Consider the following 22,320-nt stretch of genomic DNA (forward strand, 5'->3'; position numbering starts at 1 on the left):
ATGGACAAGGAACAGAAGCTCCGGGACTACCTCAAGCGGGCGAGCGCCGATCTGAAGCGTTCCCGGCAGCGGGTGAGCGAACTGGAGGCGGCGGCCACCGAGCCCATCGCGATCGTCGGCATGAGCTGCCGCTACCCGGGCGGTGTCAGCAGCCCCGAGGAGCTGTGGCGGATGCTCGTCGCCGGGGAGGACGGCATCACCGCGATGCCGGACGACCGCGGCTGGGAAGCGGCCATCGGCGACGGGCCCGCCGACTTCGAAGGCGGCTTCCTCCACGACGCGCCCGCCTTCGACCCGGACTTCTTCGGCATCTCGCCCCGCGAGGCGCTGTCCATGGACCCGCAGCAGCGGCTGCTCCTGGAGACCGGCTGGGAAGCCTTCGAGCGGGCCGGTATCGACCCGGCCGGGGTCCGCGGCTCCCGTACCGGCATGTTCGTCGGCGCCATGCCCCAGGACTACCGGGTCGGCCCCGAGGACGACGTCCAGGGATTCCAGCTCACCGGCAACGCGACCAGCATCCTGTCCGGGCGGCTCTCGTACTTCTTCGGCGCCGTCGGCCCCGCCGTCACCGTCGACACCGCCTGCTCCTCCTCCCTCGTCGCGCTCCACCTGGCCGCCCAGTCGCTGCGCGCGGGGGAGTGCTCGCTGGCGCTCGCCGCGGGCGTCACCGTGATGGCGAGCCCCACCACCTTCGTCGAGTTCGCCCGGCAGGGCGGCCTCGCGGGCGACGGGCGCTGCAAGTCCTTCGCCGACGCCGCCAACGGCACCGGCTGGTCCGAGGGCGTCGGCGTCCTCGTCCTGGAGCGGCTCTCCGAGGCCCGCCGCAACGGCCACCACGTCCTCGCCGTCGTGCGCGGCTCCGCCGTCAACCAGGACGGCGCCTCCAACGGCCTCACCGCGCCCAACGGCCCCTCCCAGCAGCGCGTCATCGAGTCCGCCCTCGTCAACGCCCGCCTCACCGGCGCCGATGTGGACGCCGTCGAGGCCCACGGCACCGGCACCGTCCTCGGCGACCCCGTCGAGGCGCAGGCGCTCCTCGCCACCTACGGGCAGAGCCGCGACCCCGAACGGCCGCTGCTGCTCGGCTCGGTGAAGTCCAACATCAGCCACACCCAGGCCGCCGCGGGCGTCGCGGGCATCATCAAGATGGTCATGGCGATGCGCCACGACCTGCTGCCCCGCACCCTGCACGTGGACCGGCCCTCCACCCACGTCGACTGGACCGAGGGCGCCGTCCGCCTCCTCACCGAGGCCGCCCCCTGGCCGCGCCGCGAGGGCGCCCCGCGCCGCGCCGGCATCTCGTCCTTCGGCCTGTCCGGCACCAACGCGCACACCATCATCGAAGAGGCCCCGCAGGAGGCGCCCGCCGATCCCGCCGAGGCCGCGGCCCCCGTCGAGGCCGGGGCGCTGCCCTGGCTGCTGTCCGGCCGTACCCCCGAGGCGCTGCGCGCCCAGGCCGCCCGGCTCCTCGACCACCTGACCGCGCGCCCCGCGCTGCCCGCCCTGGACGCCGCGCACGCCCTGGCCACCACCCGCTCCGCCCTGGAGCACCGGGCCGCGCTCACCACCGCCGACCGGGACACCGCCCTCGCCGCCCTCACCGCGCTCGCCGACGGCACGGACGCCCCCGGCCTCACCACCCACCAACTGCGCGGACGCACCAAGCTCGCCGTGCTCTTCGCCGGCCAGGGCTCCCAGCGCGCCGGTATGGGCCGCGACCTGTACGCCCGCTTCCCGGTCTTCGCGCGCGCCCTCGACGAGACCCTCGGCCACCTCGACGCCGGACTCGACCTGCCGCTGCGCACCCTCCTGTTCGCCGAGGAGGGCAGCGCCGAGGCCGCCCTCCTCGACCGCACCGGCTACGCGCAGCCCGCCCTGTTCGCCCTCGAAGTCGCCCTCTACCGGCTCGTCGAGTCCTGGGGCGTCACCCCGGACCACGTGGCCGGCCACTCCGTGGGCGAGATCGCCGCCGCCCACGTGGCCGGCGTGTTCTCCCTCGCGGACGCCTGCGCCCTGGTGCTCGCGCGCGCCACCCTCATGCAGGCGCTGCCCGAGGGCGGCGCGATGGTCTCCCTGGAGGCCACCGAGGACGAGGTGGCGCCGCTCCTCGCCGAACACACCGGGCAGGTGTCCGTCGCCGCCGTCAACGGCCCGTCCGCCGTGGTCGTCGCGGGCGCCGAGGACGCCGTCGAGTCCATCGCCGCGCGGATTGCCGCCCTGGGCCGCCGCACCCGCCGCCTGACGGTCTCCCACGCCTTCCACTCCCCGCTGATGGAGCCGATGCTGGAGGAGTTCCGGGCCGTCGTCGCCGGGCTCTCCCCGCAGGCGCCCACCCTCCCCGTCGTCTCCGGCCTGACCGGCGCGCCCGCCACCGTCGAGCAGCTCACCTCCGCCCGCTACTGGACCGACCACGTCCGGCACACGGTGCGCTTCGCCGACACCGTCTCCTGGCTCGCCGGACACGGCACCGGTCTCTTCCTCGAACTCGGCCCCGACGCCACCCTCGCCGCCCTCACCCGCACCGTCCTCGACGCGGCGGGACACGGGAGCGCCGCGGTCCTGCCCGCGCTCCGCAAGGACCGCCCCGAGGCCGCCGCCCTCACCGCGACCGCCACCGGGCTCCACCTGCGCGGCGTCCCCGTGCGCTGGGAGCGCTGGTTCGAGGGCACCGGCGCCCGCCGCGCCGACCTGCCCACCTACGCGTTCCAGCACCGGCGCTTCTGGCCCAAGGGCTTCACCGGACTCCCCGGCGACATGCGCTCCGCCGGACTCGGCGCCGCCCACCACCCGCTGCTGGCCGCCGCCGTCACCCTCGCCAACTCCGACGGGCTGCTCCTCACCGGCCGGCTCTCCGTACGCACCCACCCCTGGCTCGCCGACCACGCCGTACGCGGCACCGTCCTGCTGGCCGGCACCGCCTTCCTCGAACTGGCCGTACGCGCCGGCGACGAGGTCGGCTGCGACCGCGTCGAGGACCTCACCCTCGCCGCGCCGCTCGCCCTGCCCGAGGACGGCGGCGTCCAGGTCCAGGTGTGGATCGGCAGCCCCGACGAGACCGGCCGCCGCGCCCTCAGCCTCTACTCCCGCCCCGACGGCGACGACGACCGGCCCTGGACCCAGCACGCCGCCGGCACCCTCGCCGCCGGAGCCCACCGCGCCGAGGACGCCGACACGTTCGCCGCCGTCTGGCCGCCCGCCGACGCCGACCCCGTGGACCTCGACGGCTTCTACGACGGCCTCGCCGAGGCCGGATTCTCCTACGGCCCCGCCTTCCGCGGCCTGCGCGCCGTCTGGCGGCGCGGCGAGGAGACCTTCGCCGAGATCGCCCTCGACGCCGGACCCGCGGGCGACGCGGCCCAGTTCGGCCTGCACCCCGCGCTGCTCGACGCCGCCCTGCACGCCACCGCCCTCGCCCCCCTCGGCGAGGACGCGCGGGGCGGTCTGCCCTTCGCCTGGCAGGACGTCACCCTGCACGCGAGCGGCGCCGCCGAGGCCCGGGTCCGTATCGTCCCGGCCGGTGACGACGCCGTCACCCTGACCGTCGCCGACACCACCGGTGCGCCGGTCGCCTCCGTCGGCTCCCTGGTGCTGCGCGCCGCGCCCGACGCCCGCGGCGCCGCCGCCTCCGCGCTGGAGCGCGACGCCCTGTTCGCCCTGGACTGGACACGGCTCACGGGCTCCGCGGACGGTGGCCTCCCCGACACCGTCGGCCTGCTCGGCACCGACCCGTACGGTCTCGGCGCCGCCCTCACGGCGGCGGGCGCCGCCGTCGGCGGACCCGAGGCGTCCGGCCTGGTGCTGGCCCCGGTCACCGGGGACGGCCAGGAGACCGTGCCCGCCGCCGTGCACGCCGTCACCGCCCGCGTCCTCGGCCAGATCCAGCAGTGGCTGGCCGACGACCGGGGGAGCGGCGACCGGCTGGTGTTCGTCACCCGGGGCGCGGTCGCCGCCGCCGACAGCGCCGTCACCGACCCGGCCGCCGCCGCGGTCTGGGGCCTGGTCCGTTCCGCCCAGGCCGAACACCCGCACCGCTTCGGCCTGCTGGACCTCGCGCCCGCCGACCCGGCCGCGACCGTCCCTGATTCCGCCGCGCCCCTCGCCGACCCGGCCGCTCTCGTCGCCGCGCTCACCGCCGAGGAGCCGCAGACCGCCGTCCGCGACGGCGCGGTGTACACCGCCCGGCTCGCCCGGGTCCGCCCCGGCGGCGACCGTACGGCCACCGCGTGGAACCCCGAAGGCACCGTCGTGATCACCGGCGGCACCGGCGGACTCGGCGCGGTCCTCGCCCGCCACCTCGTCACCGGACACGGCGTACGGCATCTGCTGCTCGCCGGCCGGCGCGGCCCCGACGCCCCCGGCGCCGCCGAACTCGCCGCGGAACTGCGCGAGTCGGGCGCCGAGGTCACCCTCGCCGCCTGTGACGTCGCCGAACAGGACGCGGTGGAGGCGCTGTTCGCCGCCGTGCCCGCCGACCACCCCGTCACGGCCGTCGTGCACACCGCGGGTGTTCTCGACGACGGACTCGTGGAATCCCTCACCGAGGAGCGCCTGGCCGCCGTCCTGCGCCCCAAGGCCGACGCCGTCTGGCACCTGCACCGGGCCACCCGCGGCCTCGACCTCGCCGCGTTCGTCGTCTTCTCCTCCCTCGCCGGCACCACCGGCGCCCCCGGCCAGGCCAACTACGCGGCGGGCAACGCCTTCCTGGACGCCGTCGCCCGCCTCCGCCGGGACGCCGGACTGCCCGGACTCTCCCTCGGCTGGGGCCCCTGGGTGCCCACCGGCGGCATGACCGGCGACCTGTCCGGCCAGGACCTGGAGCGCATGTCCCGCTCCGGTACGCCGCCGCTCACCGTCGAGCAGGGCCTCGCCCTCTTCGACACGGCCCTCGGCCTGCCCCGCGCCGACGTGCTGCCCGTCCGCCTCGACCTCGCGACGCTGCGCGGCCAGGGCGAGGTGCCGCCGCTGCTGCGCGGCCTGGTCCGTACCCGCGGCCGCCGTACCGTGCACACCGGTTCCGAAGCCGCCCTCGGTCTCGCCCAGCGGCTCTCCCTGCTCGACGAGGAGGCCCGTACCGAGGCCGTCGTCGACCTGGTGCGCACCCAGACCGCCACCGTCCTCGGCCACGCCTCCGCGAGCGACATCGACCCCGAACGGCCCTTCCAGGAGCTCGGGTTCGACTCCCTCACCGCCGTCGAGCTGCGCAACCGGCTGGCCGCCGCCACCGGGCTGCGCACCTCCGCGACCGTCATCTTCGACTACCCGACCGTCACGGCTCTCGCCGCGCACCTGCTGGCGGAGCTGAGCGAGGGCCCCGCCACCCCGGGGACCGCCGCGCCCGTCGCGCCGCGCGCCCGCGCCACCTCCGACGACCCGATCGTCATCGTCGGCATGAGCTGCCGCTACCCCGGCGGCGTCGGCTCGCCCGACGACCTGTGGCGGCTGGTCACCGAGGGCACCGACGCGATCGGCGGACTCCCCGTCAACCGCGGCTGGGACCTCGACGGCCTCTACCACCCCGACCCCGACCACCCCGGCACCTCGTACACCCGCTACGGCGGATTCCTCCACGACGCGGGCGAGTTCGACGCCGGGTTCTTCGGGATGAGCCCCCGCGAGGCGCTCGCCACCGACTCCCAGCAGCGCCTTCTGCTCGAAGCGTCCTGGACGGCCGTCGAGCACGCCGGGATCGACCCGGTGGCGCTGCGCGGCAGCCAGACCGGTGTCTTCGCCGGTGTCATGTACAGCGACTACTCGGCGACCCTCGCCGACCAGCGCTTCGAGGGCCACCAGGGCAGCGGCACCGCCCCGAGCATCGCCTCCGGCCGGGTCTCCTACGCCCTCGGCCTCGAAGGGCCCGCGGTCACCGTCGACACCGCCTGCTCCTCCTCGCTCGTCGCCATGCACTGGGCGATGCAGGCCCTGCGTGCCGGCGAGTGCTCCCTCGCGCTGGCCGGCGGCGTCACCGTCATGTCCACCCCGACCTCGCTGATCGAGTTCTCCCGGCAGCGCGGACTGTCGCCCGACGGCCGCTGCAAGGCGTTCTCCGACGACGCCGACGGCGTCGGCTGGTCCGAGGGCGTCGGCATGATCGTCCTGGAGCGGCTGTCCGACGCCCGCCGCAACGGACACCGCGTCCTCGCGGTCGTGCGCGGCTCCGCCGTCAACCAGGACGGCGCCTCCAACGGCCTCACCGCCCCCAACGGCCCCTCCCAGCAGCGCGTGATCCGCCAGGCCCTGGGCTCCGCCGGCCTGACCACCGCCGACGTGGACGCCGTCGAGGCGCACGGCACCGGCACCCCGCTCGGCGACCCCATCGAGGCCCAGGCCCTCCTCGCCACGTACGGACAGGACCGGACCGGCGAACAGCCGCTGCTGCTGGGCTCCGTGAAGTCCAACATCGGCCACACCCAGGCCGCCGCCGGTGTCGCCGGCGTCATCAAGATGGTCATGGCCATGCGCCACGGCGAACTCCCGCGCACCCTCCACGCCGGCAGTCCCTCCCGGCACGTGGACTGGGAGACCGGTGACATCTCCCTCCTGCACGAGCAGACCCCGTGGCCCGAGACGGGCCGCCCGCGCCGGGCGGGCGTCTCCTCCTTCGGCATCAGCGGCACCAACGCGCACATCGTCCTGGAACAGGGCGAGCCCGCCCCCGCCCGCCGCGCCGGCGCCCCCGACCCGACCGCCGTCCTGCCCTGGACCCTGTCCGGCCGCACCCGCCCCGCGCTGCGCGCCCAGGCCGCCCGCCTCCTCGCCCACCTCGGCACCCACCCCGACGAGACCGCGGCCGACCTCACCCTCTCGCTGGCCACCACCCGGCCCGCCTTCGAGCAGCGCGCCGTGGTCGTCGGCACCGCGGACGACGCCCGCCGCGCCCTCGCCGCGCTCGCCGCCGACCGGCCCGACCCGGCCCTCGTCCTCGGCGAGACCGGCGGCGCCGGACGCACCGCCCTGCTCTTCACCGGCCAGGGCAGCCAGCGCCCCGGCACCGGACGCGGCCTCTACGAGCGCCACCCGGTCTTCGCCGAGGCGCTGGACGAGGTGATCGCCCGCCTCGACCCGCTGCTCGTCGACGCCCCCGCCGGCACCCCGCACGGCTCCCTCAAGGACGTCCTGTTCGCCGAGGACGGCACGCCCGGCGCCGCCGCCCTGTACGAGACCGGCTGGACCCAGCCCGCGCTGTTCGCGCTGGAGACCGCCGCCTACCGGCTGGTCCGCTCCTGGGGGATACGCCCCGGCGTGCTCCTCGGCCACTCCGTCGGCTCCGTCGCCGCCGCCCACGCCGCGGGCGTCCTCTCCCTCGACGACGCCTGCGCCCTGGTCGCCGCCCGCGCCCGCCTCATGCAGGCCCTCCCCGAGGGCGGCGCCATGTGGTCGCTCCAGGCGGGCGAGGACGAGGTGGCCCCGCTCCTCGCGGGACAGGAGGACCGGGTCGGCCTCGCCGCCGTCAACGGCCCCGCCGCCGTCGTGGTCTCCGGCGACGAGGACGCCGCCGCGGACATCGCCGCGCACTTCGCCGCCCTCGGCCGCACCACGCGCCGGCTGCGGGTCAGCCACGCCTTCCACTCGCCCCGCATGGACGCCATGCTGGACGCCTTCCGCGAGGTCGCCGAGGGCCTGACCTACCACGAGCCCACCGTGCCCGTGGTCTGCGACCTCACCGGCCGCCCCGCCGAGGGCGACGACCTGCGCACCGCCGACTACTGGGTGCGGCACGTGCGTTCCACCGTACGGTTCGCCGACGCGGTGTCCGCCGCCCACGCGGCCGGCGCCGCCACCTACCTCGAACTCGGCCCCGGCGGCTCCCTGTGCGCCGCCGCCCAGGACGTCCTCGGCGACGACACCGCCACCGACGCCGTCCCCCTGCTGCGCACCGACCGCCCCGAGGACGAGTCCGTCCTCACGGCGCTGGCCCGGCTGCACGTCCGCGGCGTCCGCGTCGACTGGACCGCCGTCCACGGGGGCGGCGGCGCCACCGCCGTCGAACTGCCCACCTACGCCTTCCAGCACGAGACGTACTGGCCGGACACCACCGCGCCCACCGTCCACCGCGCCGCCGGCGCACCGGCCGACCCCGCCGACACCGCGCTGTGGACCGCCGTCGAAAGCGGCGACGCCGCCTCCCTCGCCGGACTGCTCGGCCTGCGCGACGAGGAGCACGCCTCCCTCTACGCGCTGCTGCCCTCGCTGTCCTCGTGGCGGCGGGCCCGCCACGAGCGGGCCGTCCTCGACGCCGCCCGCTACCGGATCGCCTGGCACCCGGCGACCCCCGAGAGCGCCCCCGTCCTCGACGGCACCTGGCTGGCCGTCACCACCGACGACGACGGCGCGAGCGCCGAGGTCCTCGACGCGCTGCGCGGCCACGGAGCCGTCGTCGCCCGCCTCGACCTGGACGGGACCCACCGCGACCGCGACCACCTCGCCGCCACCCTGCGCGCCGCCGCCGACGCCACCGACGGCGTCAGCGGCGTGCTCTCCCTGCTGCCGCTCGCCGACCCGGCCCGCCCCGACGCGGGCCTGCCCGAGGGCTTCGCCCTCGGTGTCGTCCTCGCCCAGGCCCTCGCCGACACCGGCTCCACCGCCCCCCTGTGGACCGTCACCCGCGGCGCCGTCTCCACCGGCCCCGGCGACCCCCTCACCCACCCCGCCCGCACCGCCGCCTGGGGCCTCGGCCGGGTCACCGCCCTGGAACACCCCGAGCGGTGGAGCGGCCTGGTCGACCTCCCCGAGGTCCTGGACGCCCCCGCCGTCCAGCGCCTCGTCAGCGTCCTCGCCACCCGTACGGGCGAGGACCAGCTCGCCGTACGCGCGGGCGGCACCTACGCCCGACGGGTCGTCCGCCACCCCGGCGACGAACTGCCCCGCGACGACGCGTTCACCGCTTCCGGCACCGTGCTGATCACCGGCGGCACCGGCGGTCTCGGCGCCCGGGCCGCCCGCTGGCTGGCCCGCGCCGGAGCCGCCCACCTCATCCTCACCGGGCGCCGCGGCCCCGACGCCCCCGGCGCCGGTGAACTCCGTACGGAACTGGAGGAGCTGGGCGCCCGCGTCACCCTCGCCGCCTGCGACAGCGCCGACCGCGACGCGCTCGCCGCGCTCCTCGCCGCCGTGCCCGACGACGCCCCGCTCACCGGCGTCGTCCACGCCGCGGGCGTCGGCCAGGCCGCGCCGCTCACCGCGACCCCGCTCGACGAGGTCGCCGCCGCGATGGCCGCCAAGACCCTCGGCGCCGCCCACCTCGACGCCCTGCTGGACGGCCACGACCTCGACTTCTTCGTCCTGGTCTCGTCGGTGGCCGGTACGTGGGGGAGCGCGGGCCAGAGCGCCTACGCCGCCGCCAACGCCTACCTCGACGCCCTCGCCGAGAACCGCCGCTCGCGCGGCCTGGCCGCCACCTCCGTGGCCTGGGGCCCCTGGGCCGAGATCGGCATGGCCAGCGCACACCAGGACGTCTCCGCCGGCTTCGAACGCACCGGTCTGCGGCTGCTCGACCCCGACACCGCCATGGCCGAACTGCGCCGCGCCGTCGTACGCGGCGAGAGCGCCGTCACCGTCGCGGACGTGGACTGGGAGCAGTACCACCCCGTCTTCACCGCCTCCCGTGCCAGCCGCCTCTTCGACGCCCTCGACACCGTCGCCGCGCTGGGCGCCCCCGACACCTCGGGGACCGCCTCCGAGCTGGCCGGCCGGCTCGACGGCCTCACCGGTGACGAGCAGGAACGCCTCCTGACCGACCTGGTGCGCACCGAGGCCGCCGTAGTCCTCGGCCACACCTCCGCCGAGGGCGTCCCCGCCAAACGCGCCTTCCGCGACGCCGGGTTCGACTCCCTCACCGCGGTGGACCTGCGCAAGCGGCTAGTCGCCCTCACCGGCCTCGCCCTGCCCACCACCCTGGTCTTCGACTACCCGAACCCGGTCGCCCTCGCCCGCCATCTGCGCGGCGAACTCGTCGGCACCGCCGACACCTCCGCCGTCGCCCCGGCCGGCGTTGCCGCCACCGACGAGCCCATCGCCATCATCGGCATGAGCTGCCGCTTCCCCGGCGGCGCCCGCTCCGCCGACGCGTTCTGGCGGCTCGTCGCCGACAGCACCGACACCATCTCCGAGTTCCCCGTCAACCGGGGCTGGGACGCCGACGCCCTGTACGACCCGGACCCCGACCGGCCCGGCACCACCTACTCCACGCAGGGCGGATTCCTGCACGACGCGGGCGAGTTCGACGCCGGTTTCTTCGGCATCTCGCCGCGCGAGGCCGTCTCCATGGACCCGCAGCAGCGGCTGCTCCTGGAGACCACCTGGGAGGCGTTCGAACACGCCGGTATCGACCCGGCGTCGGTGCACTCCACCCCCACCGGCACCTTCATCGGCTCCACCTACCAGGACTACGGCGTCGGCATGGACGACGGCTCCGCGGGCCATGTCGTCACCGGTTCGAGCCCCAGCGTCCTCTCCGGCCGCCTCGCCTACTCCTTCGGGCTGGAAGGCCCGGCCGTCACCGTCGACACCGCCTGCTCCTCCTCCCTGGTCGCGCTGCACCTGGCCTGCCAGTCGCTGCGCAACGGCGAGTCCACCCTCGCCCTGGCCGGCGGCGCCACCGTCATGACCAACCCGATGCCGTTCATCGCGTTCAGCCGCCAGCGGGCGCTCGCCCGGGACGGCCGCTGCAAGGCGTTCTCCGACGAGGCCGACGGCATGACCCTCGCCGAGGGCATCGGCATCCTCGTCCTGGAGCGGCTCTCCGACGCCCGCCGCAACGGCCACGACGTCCTCGCGGTCGTCCGCGGCTCCGCCATCAACCAGGACGGCGCCTCCAACGGCCTCACCGCCCCCAACGGCCCCTCCCAGATCCGCGTCATCCGCCAGGCCCTGGGCGCCGCGGGCCTCACCACCGCCGACGTCGACGTCGTCGAGGCACACGGCACCGGCACCGCCCTCGGCGACCCCATCGAGGCACAGGCCCTCCTCGCCACGTACGGTCAGAGCCGCACCCCCGAGGACCCGCTGCTGCTCGGCTCGGTGAAGTCCAACATCGGACACACCCAGTCCGCCGCCGGAGTCGCGGGCATCATCAAGATGGTCATGGCCATGCGCCACGGCGAACTCCCGCGCACCCTCCACGCCGACGAGCCCTCCCGCCACATCGACTGGTCCAGCGGCACCGTCCGCCTGATCACCGAGAACACCGACTGGTCCCGCACCGACCGGCCGCTGCGCTGCGCCGTGTCCTCCTTCGGCATCAGCGGCACCAACGCGCACGCCATCCTGGAGCAGGCGCCCGCCGTCGAGGAGCCCGCCCCGGCCGCCGGACCCGGCCTGCCCACGGGCACCACCCTGCCGTGGATCCTCTCCGCCGCCGCCCCGGCCGCCCTGCGCGACCAGGCCGCCCACCTCGCCGCCCACCTCACGGCAGGCCCGGCGCCGCACCCGGTCCATGTCGGCCACACCCTGATCACCGCGCGCTCCGTCATGGAGCACCGGGCGGTCGCCCTCGGCACGGACACCGCCGAACTCACCGACGCGCTCGACGCGTTCGGCGCCGGTGAGCCCACCGCGCAGGTCGTGCACGGCACCGCCGACACCGACGGCCGCACCGTCTTCGTCTTCCCCGGCCAGGGCTCCCAGTGGGCCGGCATGGGCGCCGAACTCCTCGACGCCTCACCGGTTTTCGCCGAACGCTTCCACGAGTGCGCCGCCGCCCTCGCCACCCACACCGACTGGTCCCTCGTCGACGTCGTCCGCCAGGCGGACGGCGCCCCGACCCTGGACCGTGTCGATGTCGTCCAGCCCGCCACCTGGGCCGTGATGGTCTCCCTCGCGGAGCTGTGGCGCGCCCACGGCGTCACCCCCGACGCGGTGATCGGCCACTCCCAGGGCGAGATCGCCGCCGCCGTCGTCTCCGGCGCGCTCTCCCTCGCCGACGGCGCCCGTGTCGTCGCCCTGCGCTCCCAGGCCATCGGCCGGGTCCTCGCGGGCGCCGGCGGCATGATGTCCGTACAGGTGTCCGCCGCCGAGGCGGCGGAGTTCCTGGCCCCGCACGGGGACGCGGTCTGTGTCGCCGCCGTCAACGGGCCCCGCTCCGTGGTCCTCGCCGGCACGCCCGAGGCCCTGGACGCCCTCCAGGCCGAGTTCACCGCCCGCGACCTGCGGGCCCGCCGGGTCGCCGTGGACTACGCCTCGCACTCCGCCCAGGTCGAACGCCTGGAGTCCGAACTCCTCGACGTGCTCGCCCCGGTGGCGCCGCGCGCCGCCCGCGTCCCGTTCCACTCCACCGTCACCGGCGAACTCCTCGACACCACCGGCATGGACGCCGCCTACTGGTACCGCAACCTGCGGCAGACCGTCCGCTTCGACGAGACCGTACGCACCCTCCTCGCCGCCGAGCACACCGTCTTCGTCGAGATCAGCCCGCACCCGGTGCTGACCATGGCCGTCCAGGCCACCGCCGAGGAACTGGGCCGCCCCGTCGCCGCCGTCGGCACCCTGCGCCGCGAGAACGGCGGCACCGGCCGCTTCCTGGCCTCCCTCGCCGAACAGTGGGTACGCGGCGGCCGCGCCGACTGGAGCACCGTCTACGCCGGAAGCGGCGCCCGCAGGACACCCCTGCCCACCTACGCCTTCCAGCGCGAGCACCTGTGGGCCGTCGCGGGCCGTACGCCGGGCTCCGGTGACGGCGACCCGGCGGACGCCGAGTTCTGGGCCGAGGTCGAGCAGGAGGACGTGGACTCCCTCGCCTCCCGGCTCCGCCTCGACCGCGACGCGCTCGCCCCGCTGCTGCCCGCCCTGTCCACCTGGCGCCGGCAGCGCCGCGACCGCTCCACCGTCGGCTCCTGGCGCTACCGCGCCACCTGGAAGCCGCTCGGCGCGCTGCCCGCCGCCACCCTCGAAGGCACCTGGCTGCTCGTCACCGCCGACACCACGGAACCGGCGTACGCCGACGCCGTCGCCGAGGCCCTGACCGCCCACGGCGCCGAGCCCCTGCCGCTCGTGCTGAGCGCGGCCGACACCGACCGGGACGCCCTCGCGGAGCGGCTGCGCGCCCTCCCCGGCCTCACCGGCATCGTGTCGCTGCTGGCCGACGCGGAGGAGACCGGCACCGTCCACCCCGTCCTGACCGGCGGTCTCGCCCTGAGCGTCACGCTGGTCCAGGCGCTCGGCGACGCCGGGACCGACACGCCCGTCTGGGCGCTCACCCGGGGCGCCGTCACCACCGGCCGCGCCGACCGCCTCACCCGGCCCGCCCAGGCCATGGTCCAGGGCCTCGGCTGGACCGCGGCCCTGGAACACCCCGACCGCTGGGGCGGCACCGTCGACCTGCCCGAGACCCTCGACCGGCGCGCCGGTGAACGGCTCGCCGCCGTCCACGCCGGGACCACCGGCGAGGGGGCGGGGGGCCGCGCGCGCCCCCGGGGGCGCGCCCGCCCGCGAGGCCCCCCCCCCCCCCCCCCACCCCCGCCGCGCGGGGGCGGCACTCTCGGGCGCGCGCCCCGCCCCGGGCGCCGCCGGCGCCGCGCACCAGCTCGCGATCCGCGCCGGCGGCGTCCTCGCCCGCCGTATCGCCCCCGCCCCGGCGCCCACCGCGGCCGGCGGCTGGACCCCGCGCGGCACCGTCCTGGTCACCGGCGGCACCGGCACCCTCGGCCCGCACCTGGCCCGCTGGCTCGCCGACCAGGGCGCCCGCGACCTGGTCCTCACCAGCCGCCGCGGCGCCGACGCCCCCGGTGCCGACGCCCTCGTCGCCGAACTCGCCGAACGGGGCTGCGAGGTGACCGTCGCCGCCTGCGACGTCGCCGACCGCGACGCCGTCGCTGCCCTCCTCGACCGGCTCACCGCCGAGGGCCGTACCGTCCGCAGCGTCTTCCACACCGCCGCCGTCATCGAACTCCAGAGCATCGACGAGACCAGCCTCGACGCGTTCGCCAAGGTCGTCCACGCCAAGACCGCCGGCGCCACCCACCTCGACGAACTCCTCGACGACGCACAGCTCGACGCGTTCGTCCTCTACTCCTCCACCGCCGGGATGTGGGGCAGCGGCCGGCACGCCGCGTACGTCGCCGCCAACGCCCACCTCAACGCGCTCGCCGAGCACCGGCGCGCCCGCGGCGCCCACGGCACCGCCGTTTCCTGGGGCATCTGGGCCGACGACATGAAGCTCGGCCGCGTCGACCCCACGCAGATCCGCCGCAGCGGCCTCGTCTTCATGGACCCGAAGCTGGCCCTCTCCGGGCTGCGGCAGGCCCTCGACGCGGACGAGGGCGCGCTCGCCGTCGCCGACGTCGACTGGGACCGCTACCACCCGGTCTTCACCTCCTCGCGGCCCACCGACCTCTTCGAGGACGTGCCCGAGGTCCGTGCCCTCACCGAGGAGAGCGCGGCCCGCGCCGCCGAGGGCGGCGAGTTCACCGCCCGGCTGCGCGCCCTGCCCGCCGGTGAGCAGGGCCGGCTCCTGCTCGACCTGGTGCGCTCCGAGGCCGCCACCGTCCTCGGCCACGCCTCCCCGGAGACGCTGTCCGAGCGGCGCGCCTTCCGCGACGTCGGCTTCGACTCGCTCACCGCCGTCGACCTGCGCAACCGGCTGGCCGCCGTCACCGGCCTCACCCTGCCGAGCACCATGGTGTTCGACTACCCGGACCCGCTCACCCTGGTCGGCTTCCTCCGCGGCCTGATCGGCGGCCCCTCGGCCGAGGCCGAAGGACCGGTCCGTACCACGGCCGCCCTCGACGACGACCCGATCGCCGTCATCGCGATGAGCTGCCGCTACCCGGGCGGCGTCACCTCGCCCGAGGCCCTGTGGGAGCTGGTCGAGGCCGGCGCCGACGCCATCACCGGCTTCCCCGCCGACCGGGGCTGGGACGCCGACGCCCTGTACGACCCGGACCCCGACCGGCCCGGCACCACCTACTCCACGCAGGGCGGATTCCTGCACGACGTCGCCGACTTCGACGCCGGCTTCTTCGGCATCTCGCCCCGCGAGGCGCTGTCCATGGACCCGCAGCAGCGGCTGCTCCTGGAGACCGGCTGGGAGGCCATGGAACGCGCCGGGATCGACCCGGCGACCCTGCGCTCCAGCCTCACCGGCACCTTCATCGGCGCCAGCTACCAGGACTACAGCGCGGGCGGCGCGAGCGCCGAGGGCGCCGAGGGCCACCTCATCACCGGCACCATCTCCAGCGTCATGTCCGGACGCCTCGCCTACACCTTCGGCCTGGAGGGCCCGGCCGTCACCCTGGACACCGCCTGCTCCTCCTCCCTGGTCGCGCTGCACCTGGCCTGCCAGTCGCTGCGCAACGGCGAGTCCACCCTCGCCCTGGCCGGCGGCGTCAGCGTGATGGCCACCCCGCAGGCGTTCACCGGCTTCAGCAGGCAGCGCGCCATGGCCCCCGACGGGCGCTGCAAGGCGTACGCCGAGGGCGCCGACGGCATGAGCCTCGCCGAGGGCGTCGGCCTGGTCCTCGTCGAACGGCTCTCCGACGCGCGCCGCAACGGCCACCCCGTCCTCGCCGTGATCCGCGGCTCCGCCGTCAACCAGGACGGCGCCTCCAACGGCCTCACCGCGCCCAACGGCCCCTCCCAGGCCCGGGTCATCCGCCAGGCACTCGCCAACGCCGGACTCACCGCGGGCGAGGTGGACGTCGTCGAGGGCCACGGCACCGGCACCGCCCTCGGCGACCCCATCGAGGCACAGGCCCTGCTCGCCACGTACGGTCAGGACCGCCCCGAGGAGCGGCCGCTGCTGCTCGGCTCGGTGAAGTCGAACATCGGCCACACCCAGATGGCCTCCGGGATCGCCGGGGTCATGAAGATGGTCATGGCGATGCGCCACGGCACCGTCCCGCGCACCCTGCACGTCGACACCCCGTCCAGCCACGTCGACTGGACCTCCGGCGCCATCGACCTCGCCACCGAGACCGTGCCCTGGCCCGAGACCGGCCGCCCCTACCGGGCCGGCATCTCCTCCTTCGGCCTCTCCGGCACCAACGTCCACACCATCGTCGAACAGGCCGCCCCCGAGGAGCCCGGGCCGACGGCGCCCGACGAGCCCGGCGTCCTGCCGGACGGCGTCCCCGTGGTGCTGTCCGCCCGCACCGCCGCCGCCCTGCGCGACCAGGCGGACCGCCTCCTCGGCCACCTCACCGACCACCCCGCACTGCCGCTGACGGACCTCGCACGCTCCCTGGCCACCTCCCGCGCCGCCCTGGAGCACCGGGCCGTCGCCCTCACCACCGACCGCGACACGCTGCTGCGCGCCCTGACCGCGCTGCGCGACACGACCCCCGACGGCGCCCTCCTCACCGGAGCCCCCGCACGCGGCCGGCTCGCCTTCCTCTTCACCGGCCAGGGCAGCCAGCGCGCCGCCATGGGACGCGGACTGTACGAGCGCCACCCGGTGTTCGCCGAGGCCCTGGACGCCGTCCTCACCCGCTTCGACCAGGAACTCGACCGTCCGCTGCGCGAGGTGCTGTTCGCCGGGGACGGCACCCCCGAGGCCGCCCTCCTGCACGACACCGCGTACACCCAGCCCGCCCTGTTCGCCCTCGAAGTCGCCCTGTTCCGGCTCGTCGAGTCCTGGGGCGTCCGCCCGGACAGCGTGGCCGGCCACTCCATCGGCGAGATCGCCGCCGCCCATGTCGCCGGTGTGTTCTCCCTGGAGGACGCCTGCACCCTGGTCGCCGCCCGCGGCCGGCTCATGGCGGCGCTCCCGGCCGGCGGCGCCATGGTCGCCGTCGAGGCCACCGAGGACGAGGTGCTGCCCCTGCTCGAAGGGCTGGAGGACCAGGTCTCCCTCGCCGCGGTCAACGGCCCCCGCGCCGTGGTGATCGCCGGTGACGAGGAACCCGTCACCGCCGTCGCCGCACGCCTCGCCGGGACCGGCCGACGCACCCGCGCCCTGCGGGTCAGCCACGCCTTCCACTCGCCGCGCATGGACGCCATGCTCGACGACTTCGCCCGCGTCGCCCGCGGCCTCACCTACCACGCGCCCCTGCTGACCGTCGTCTCCACGGTCACCGGCGACCTCGCCGCCGCGGGAGAACTCCGTACCCCCGAGTACTGGGTGAACCAGGTCCGCGCCACCGTCCGGTTCGCCGACGCGGTACGCGCCCTCGCCCGCCAGGGCGTCACCTCCTACCTCGAACTCGGCCCCGACGGCACCCTGTCCGCCGCCGCCCGCACGGTCCTCGACGACCAGGACACGGCCCCCGTGGCCGCCGTCCCCGCGCTGCGCCGCGACCGCGACGAGGCGCCCGCCCTCACCGCGGCCCTCGCCCGTCTGTACGTCCACGGCATCCCCGTCGACTGGACCGGCACCCTGCACGGCACCACCGCCCGCCGGATCGACCTGCCCACCTACGCCTTCCAGCGCAGCCGCTACTGGCCCGACACCACCCCCACCCCCGGCACCGCCGCGGGACCCGCCGACAGCGGCGCCGACGCCGCGTTCTGGGCGGCCGTCGAACGCGCCGACCTCCCCGCCCTCGGCGCCGACCTCGGACTGGACGACGACACCCTCGCCGCCCTCGTCCCGGCCCTCTCCTCGTGGCGCCGCCGCCGCACCGAGCGGGCCACCGCGGACGGCCGCCGCCACCGCGCCGTGTGGAAGCCGCTGGACGGCGCGCCCACCGGCCGCCCCGACGGCACCTGGCTGGTCCTGCGCCCGGCCGGCGCCCCCGACCCCGGCGCCACCGCGCTCCTGGACACCCTCGGCCTCACCACCACCGAGGTCACCGTCGCCACCGCCGACCGCACCGCGCTCGCCGACACCCTGCGCGAACTCCCGCGCCCCGACGGTGCGTTCACCGGCGTCCTCGCCCTGCTCGCCCTCACCGGCGACGACAGTGCCGACGACCCGGCGGGCACCGCGGCGCTGACCCCCACCGCCACCGCCCTGACCGCCCTCGACGACGCCGGGATCACCGCCCCGGTCTGGATCGTCACCCGGCAGGCCGTCTCCACCGGCCGCGCCGACCGGCTCGCCCACCCCGGACAGGCCGCCCTCTGGGGCCTCGGCCGCGCCGCCGCCCTCGAACACCCCGAGCGCCGCCTCGCCCTGGTCGACCTGCCCGAACTGATCGACGACCGGACCGTACGGCGCCTCGCGCACCTCCTCGCCACCCCCGGCGACGAGAACCAGCTCGCCGTCCGCGCCTCGGCCACCTACGCCCGGCGTCTCGCCCACCACCCGGCCCCGGCCCACGAGGCGCCCCGCCCGTTCGCCCCCCAAGGCACCGTCCTGATCACCGGCGGCACCGGCGCCCTCGGCGCCCACGTCGCCCGCCGCCTCGCCGACCGCGGCACCCCGCACCTGCTGCTCGCGGGACGGCGCGGCCCCGACGCCCCCGGCGCCGCCGAACTCGCCGCGGAACTGCGCGAGTCGGGCGCCGAGGTCACCGTCGCCGCCTGCGACACCGCCGACCGGGACGCCCTCGCCGCGCTCCTCGCCTCCGTACCCGAAGCACATCCGCTCACCACCGTGGTGCACGCGGCCGGCGTCCTCGACGACGGACTCCTCGACACCCTCACCCCCGAGCGGTTCGCCACCGTCCTGGACGCCAAGGCCCGCTCCGCCGCCCACCTGCACGAGCTGACCCGCGACCTCGGCCTCACCGGCTTCGTCCTGTTCTCCTCGACCGCGGGCGCCCTCGGCGCCGCCGGGCAGGGCAACTACGCCGCCGCCAACGCCTACCTCGACGCCCTCGCCGAACACCGCCACGCCCAGGACCTGCCCGCCACCTCCGTGGCCTGGGGCCCCTGGGCGGGCACCGGAATGGCCGGCGACGGCACCGGGATCGAGGACCGGGTCCGGCGCGGCGGCTTCACCCCGATGAGCCCCGAGGACGCGCTCGCCGCCCTCGACACCGCCGTCGGCCACGGCGACACCGCACTGGTCGTCGCCGACATCGACTGGCAGCGCTACGCCACCGTCTTCACCCCGCACCGCGCCCTCGTCGGCGACCTGCCCGAACTCCGCGCCACCACCGAGGCCACCGCCACCCCCGGCGGCACCGGACCGGTCCTGCGCCACCAGGTCGCCGCCCTCACCGGACCCGCCCGCGAGCGGTACGTGCTGGACTTCCTGCGCGCCCAGGTCGCCGCCGTCCTCGGCCACCCCGACCCCGGCGCCGTCGAACCCGACCGGGCCTTCACCGACCTCGGCTTCGACTCGCTGACCACCGTCGAACTCCGCAACACCCTCGGCGCCACCACCGGGCTGCGGCTGCCCGCGACCCTCGTCTACGACTTCCCGACCGCCCGCGACCTCGCCGCCCACCTCCTCACCGAGATCCTCGGCGACCTGCCCGAGCCCACCGCGGGCCACGGCGCCGCCGACGCCGGCGGGCGCGCCACCGACGACGACCCGGTCGTCGTGGTCGGCATGGGCTGCCGCTTCCCCGGCGGCGTCGAGTCGCCCGAGGACCTGTGGCGCCTGCTGGACGAGGGCCGCGACGCCGTCTCCGGCTTCCCCGCCGACCGCGGCTGGGACCTCGACGCCCTCGCCCGCGGCGGCTCCGCCACCCTGGAGGGCGGCTTCCTCGAAGGCGCCGGACTCTTCGACGCCTCCTTCTTCGGGATCTCCCCGCGCGAGGCCCTGGCCATGGACCCGCAGCAGCGGCTCCTGCTGGAGACCTCCTGGGAGGCCCTGGAGCGGGCCGGCATCGACCCGCAGCGGCTGCGCGGCTCCGCCACCGGTGTCTTCGTCGGCACCAACGGCCAGGACTACGCCACCATGCTCCGCCGCGGCACCACCGACGTGCAGGGCCACGCCGCCACCGGCACCACCGCCAGCGTCATGTCCGGCCGCCTCTCCTACACCCTGGGCCTGGAGGGCCCGGCGATCACCGTCGACACGGCCTGCTCCTCCGCGCTGGTCGCCCTGCACATGGCCGCGGGCGCCCTGCGCTCCGGCGAGTGCTCCCTGGTCCTCGCGGGCGGTGTCTCCGTGATGGCCAGCCCCGACGCCTTCGTGGAGTTCACCGCGCAGGGCGGACTGGCGGGCGACGGCCGCTGCAAGGCGTTCGCCGACTCCGCCGACGGCACCGCCTGGTCCGAGGGCGCCGGCGTCCTCGTCCTGGAGCGGCTGTCCGACGCCCGCCGCCACGACCACCCGGTCCTCGCCGTACTGGGCGGCTCCGCCGTCAACCAGGACGGCGCGTCCAACGGCCTGACCGCCCCCAACGGCCGCGCCCAGCAGCGCGTCATCCGCCAGGCGCTCGCCGACGCCCGCCTCACCCCCGCCGACGTGGACGCCGTCGAGGCGCACGGCACCGGCACCGCCCTCGGCGACCCGATCGAGGCCCACGCCCTGATCGCCGCGTACGGCGAAGGCCGCGACCCCCGGCAGCCGCTGCTGCTCGGCACGGTCAAGTCCAACCTGGGCCACACCCAGGCCGCCGCGGGCGCCGCCGGAGTCATCAAGACGATCCTCGCCCTGGGCCGCGGTGAACTCCCGCGCACCCTGCACGTGGACGCCCCGTCCTCGCACGTCGACTGGTCCGGCGGCACCGTGGAGTTGCTGCGCGAGCACCGGGCCTGGCCCGAGACGGGCCACCCCCGCCGCGCCGGGGTCTCCGCGTTCGGCGTGAGCGGCACCAACGCCCACGTCATCCTCGAACAGCCCGCGCCCGTCGCGGAGCCGGAGACCCCCGCCCCGACCGGGCCCGCCCCGGCCGTCGTGCCGTGGCCGCTCGCCGCGCGCTCCGAGCGGGCGCTCACCGCGCAGACCGCCCGACTCCACTCCTTCGCCGAGGCCCACCCCGCCACCCCCGTCCTCGACACCGCCTACAGCCTGGCCGTCGGCCGCAGCGCCTTCGCGCACCGCGCGGTCCTGCTGATGACGCCCGACGGCACCCCGGTGGAGACCGTCCGCGACCGCGCCGCCGAGCGCCGTCCCGCCGTCCTCTTCTCCGGCCAGGGCTCGCAGCGCGCCGGGATGGGCCGTGAACTGTACGGCCGCTTCCCGGTGTTCGCGGAAGCGCTGGACGCGGTGCTCGCCCGTCTGGACGTGGCGGATCTGCGGGAGGCGCTGTTCGCGGACGACACCGCCCTGCTGGACACCACCGGTTACGCGCAGCCCGCGCTGTTCGCGTTCGAAGTGGCGCTGTACCGGCTGGTCGAGTCGTGGGGTGTGACCCCGGAGTTCGTGGCCGGTCACTCCATCGGCGAGATCGCCGCCGCGCATGTGGCGGGGGTGTTCTCCCTGGAGGACGCCTGCGCGCTGGTCGAGGCACGCGCCCGGCTGATGCAGGAACTGCCCTCGGGCGGCGCGATGGTGGCCGTCCAGGCCACCGAGGAGGAGACGGCCGACCGGCTCACGGACGGGGTGGCGCTGGCCGCCGTCAACGGTCCCGAGTCGGTCGTCCTCGCCGGAGGTGAGGAGGAAGTCCTCGCCCTGGCAGCCGAGTTCGCCGCCGAGGGGCGTAAGACGCAGCGCCTGTCGGTGAGTCACGCGTTCCACTCGCCGCTGATGGAGCCGATGCTCGCCGGGTTCCGCCGGGTCGCGGAGGGACTGACGTACGCGGAGCCCCGTATCCCCGTGGTCTCGAATGTCACGGGCGCTCTCGCCGAGCCGGGTCTGCTGACCGATCCCGAGTACTGGGTACGGCACGTCCGGGGCACCGTCCGGTTCGCCGACGGGGTCCGCGCCCTCGCCGGGGCCGGGGCCGACGCCTTCCTGGAGATCGGGCCCGACGGGGTGCTGACCGGTATGGCCGCCCGGGTCCTCGACGACGCCGCCGATGTCGTGAGCGTCGCCGCCCAGCGCAAGGACCGCGGCGAGGAGCACGCCCTGCTCGCCGCACTGGCCCGGCTGCACACGGCCGGTGTCGTGGTCGACTGGGCCGCCTGGTTCTCCGGCACCGGCGCCCGCCGCACCGAGCTGCCCACCTACGCCTTCCAGCGCGAGCTGTACTGGCCCGAGCCCGCGACCGGGCACGGCGCCGGCGCCGGACAGGACCCGGTGGACGCCGCGTTCTGGGCCGCCGTGGAACGCGAGGACCTGGAATCCCTCTCCGCCACCCTCGACCTCGACGACTCGCTCCTGTCGGGCGTGCTGCCCGCCCTGTCGACCTGGCGCCGCGACCGGTCCGAGCGCGCGCTGCTCGACGGCTGGCGCTACGGCGTCACCTGGCAGCCCCTCGCCCTTCCCGCCACCCCGGGCGTCGAAGGGACCTGGCTGGTCCTCACCCCGGCCACGCCCGACGGCGACCCGTGGGCCGAGGCCCTGGCCGGGGCGCTCGGCGAGCACGCCAGGCGCCTCGCCGTCCCCGACGGCGACGAGGACGCCCTCGCCGCCCTGCTCGACACGGCTGCCGGTTCCGCCACGTACAC

At 76.4% G+C, this 22,320-nt stretch carries 1 protein-coding gene and 1 pseudogene (1 of these 2 cut by a window edge); both read left to right on the forward strand.

The features are described from left to right. Positions 1–13,380 (forward strand): annotated as a pseudogene (locus tag ACFXPK_RS05490) (type I polyketide synthase); the annotation flags it as partial. Further along, a protein-coding gene (locus ACFXPK_RS05495) for a type I polyketide synthase (protein ID WP_385071931.1) crosses the window boundary here: on the forward strand, positions 13,340–22,320 show its 5' portion. It continues 6,370 nt past the right edge of the window; only the first 8,981 of its 15,351 coding nucleotides appear in the window; it begins with the start codon at positions 13,340–13,342; its stop codon lies off the right edge, out of view. The pseudogene ACFXPK_RS05490 and the gene ACFXPK_RS05495, both read left to right, overlap by 41 nt.

It is taken from the genome of Streptomyces sp. NPDC059142, from assembly GCF_042755665.1.
Lineage (GTDB): Bacteria > Actinomycetota > Actinomycetes > Streptomycetales > Streptomycetaceae > Streptomyces.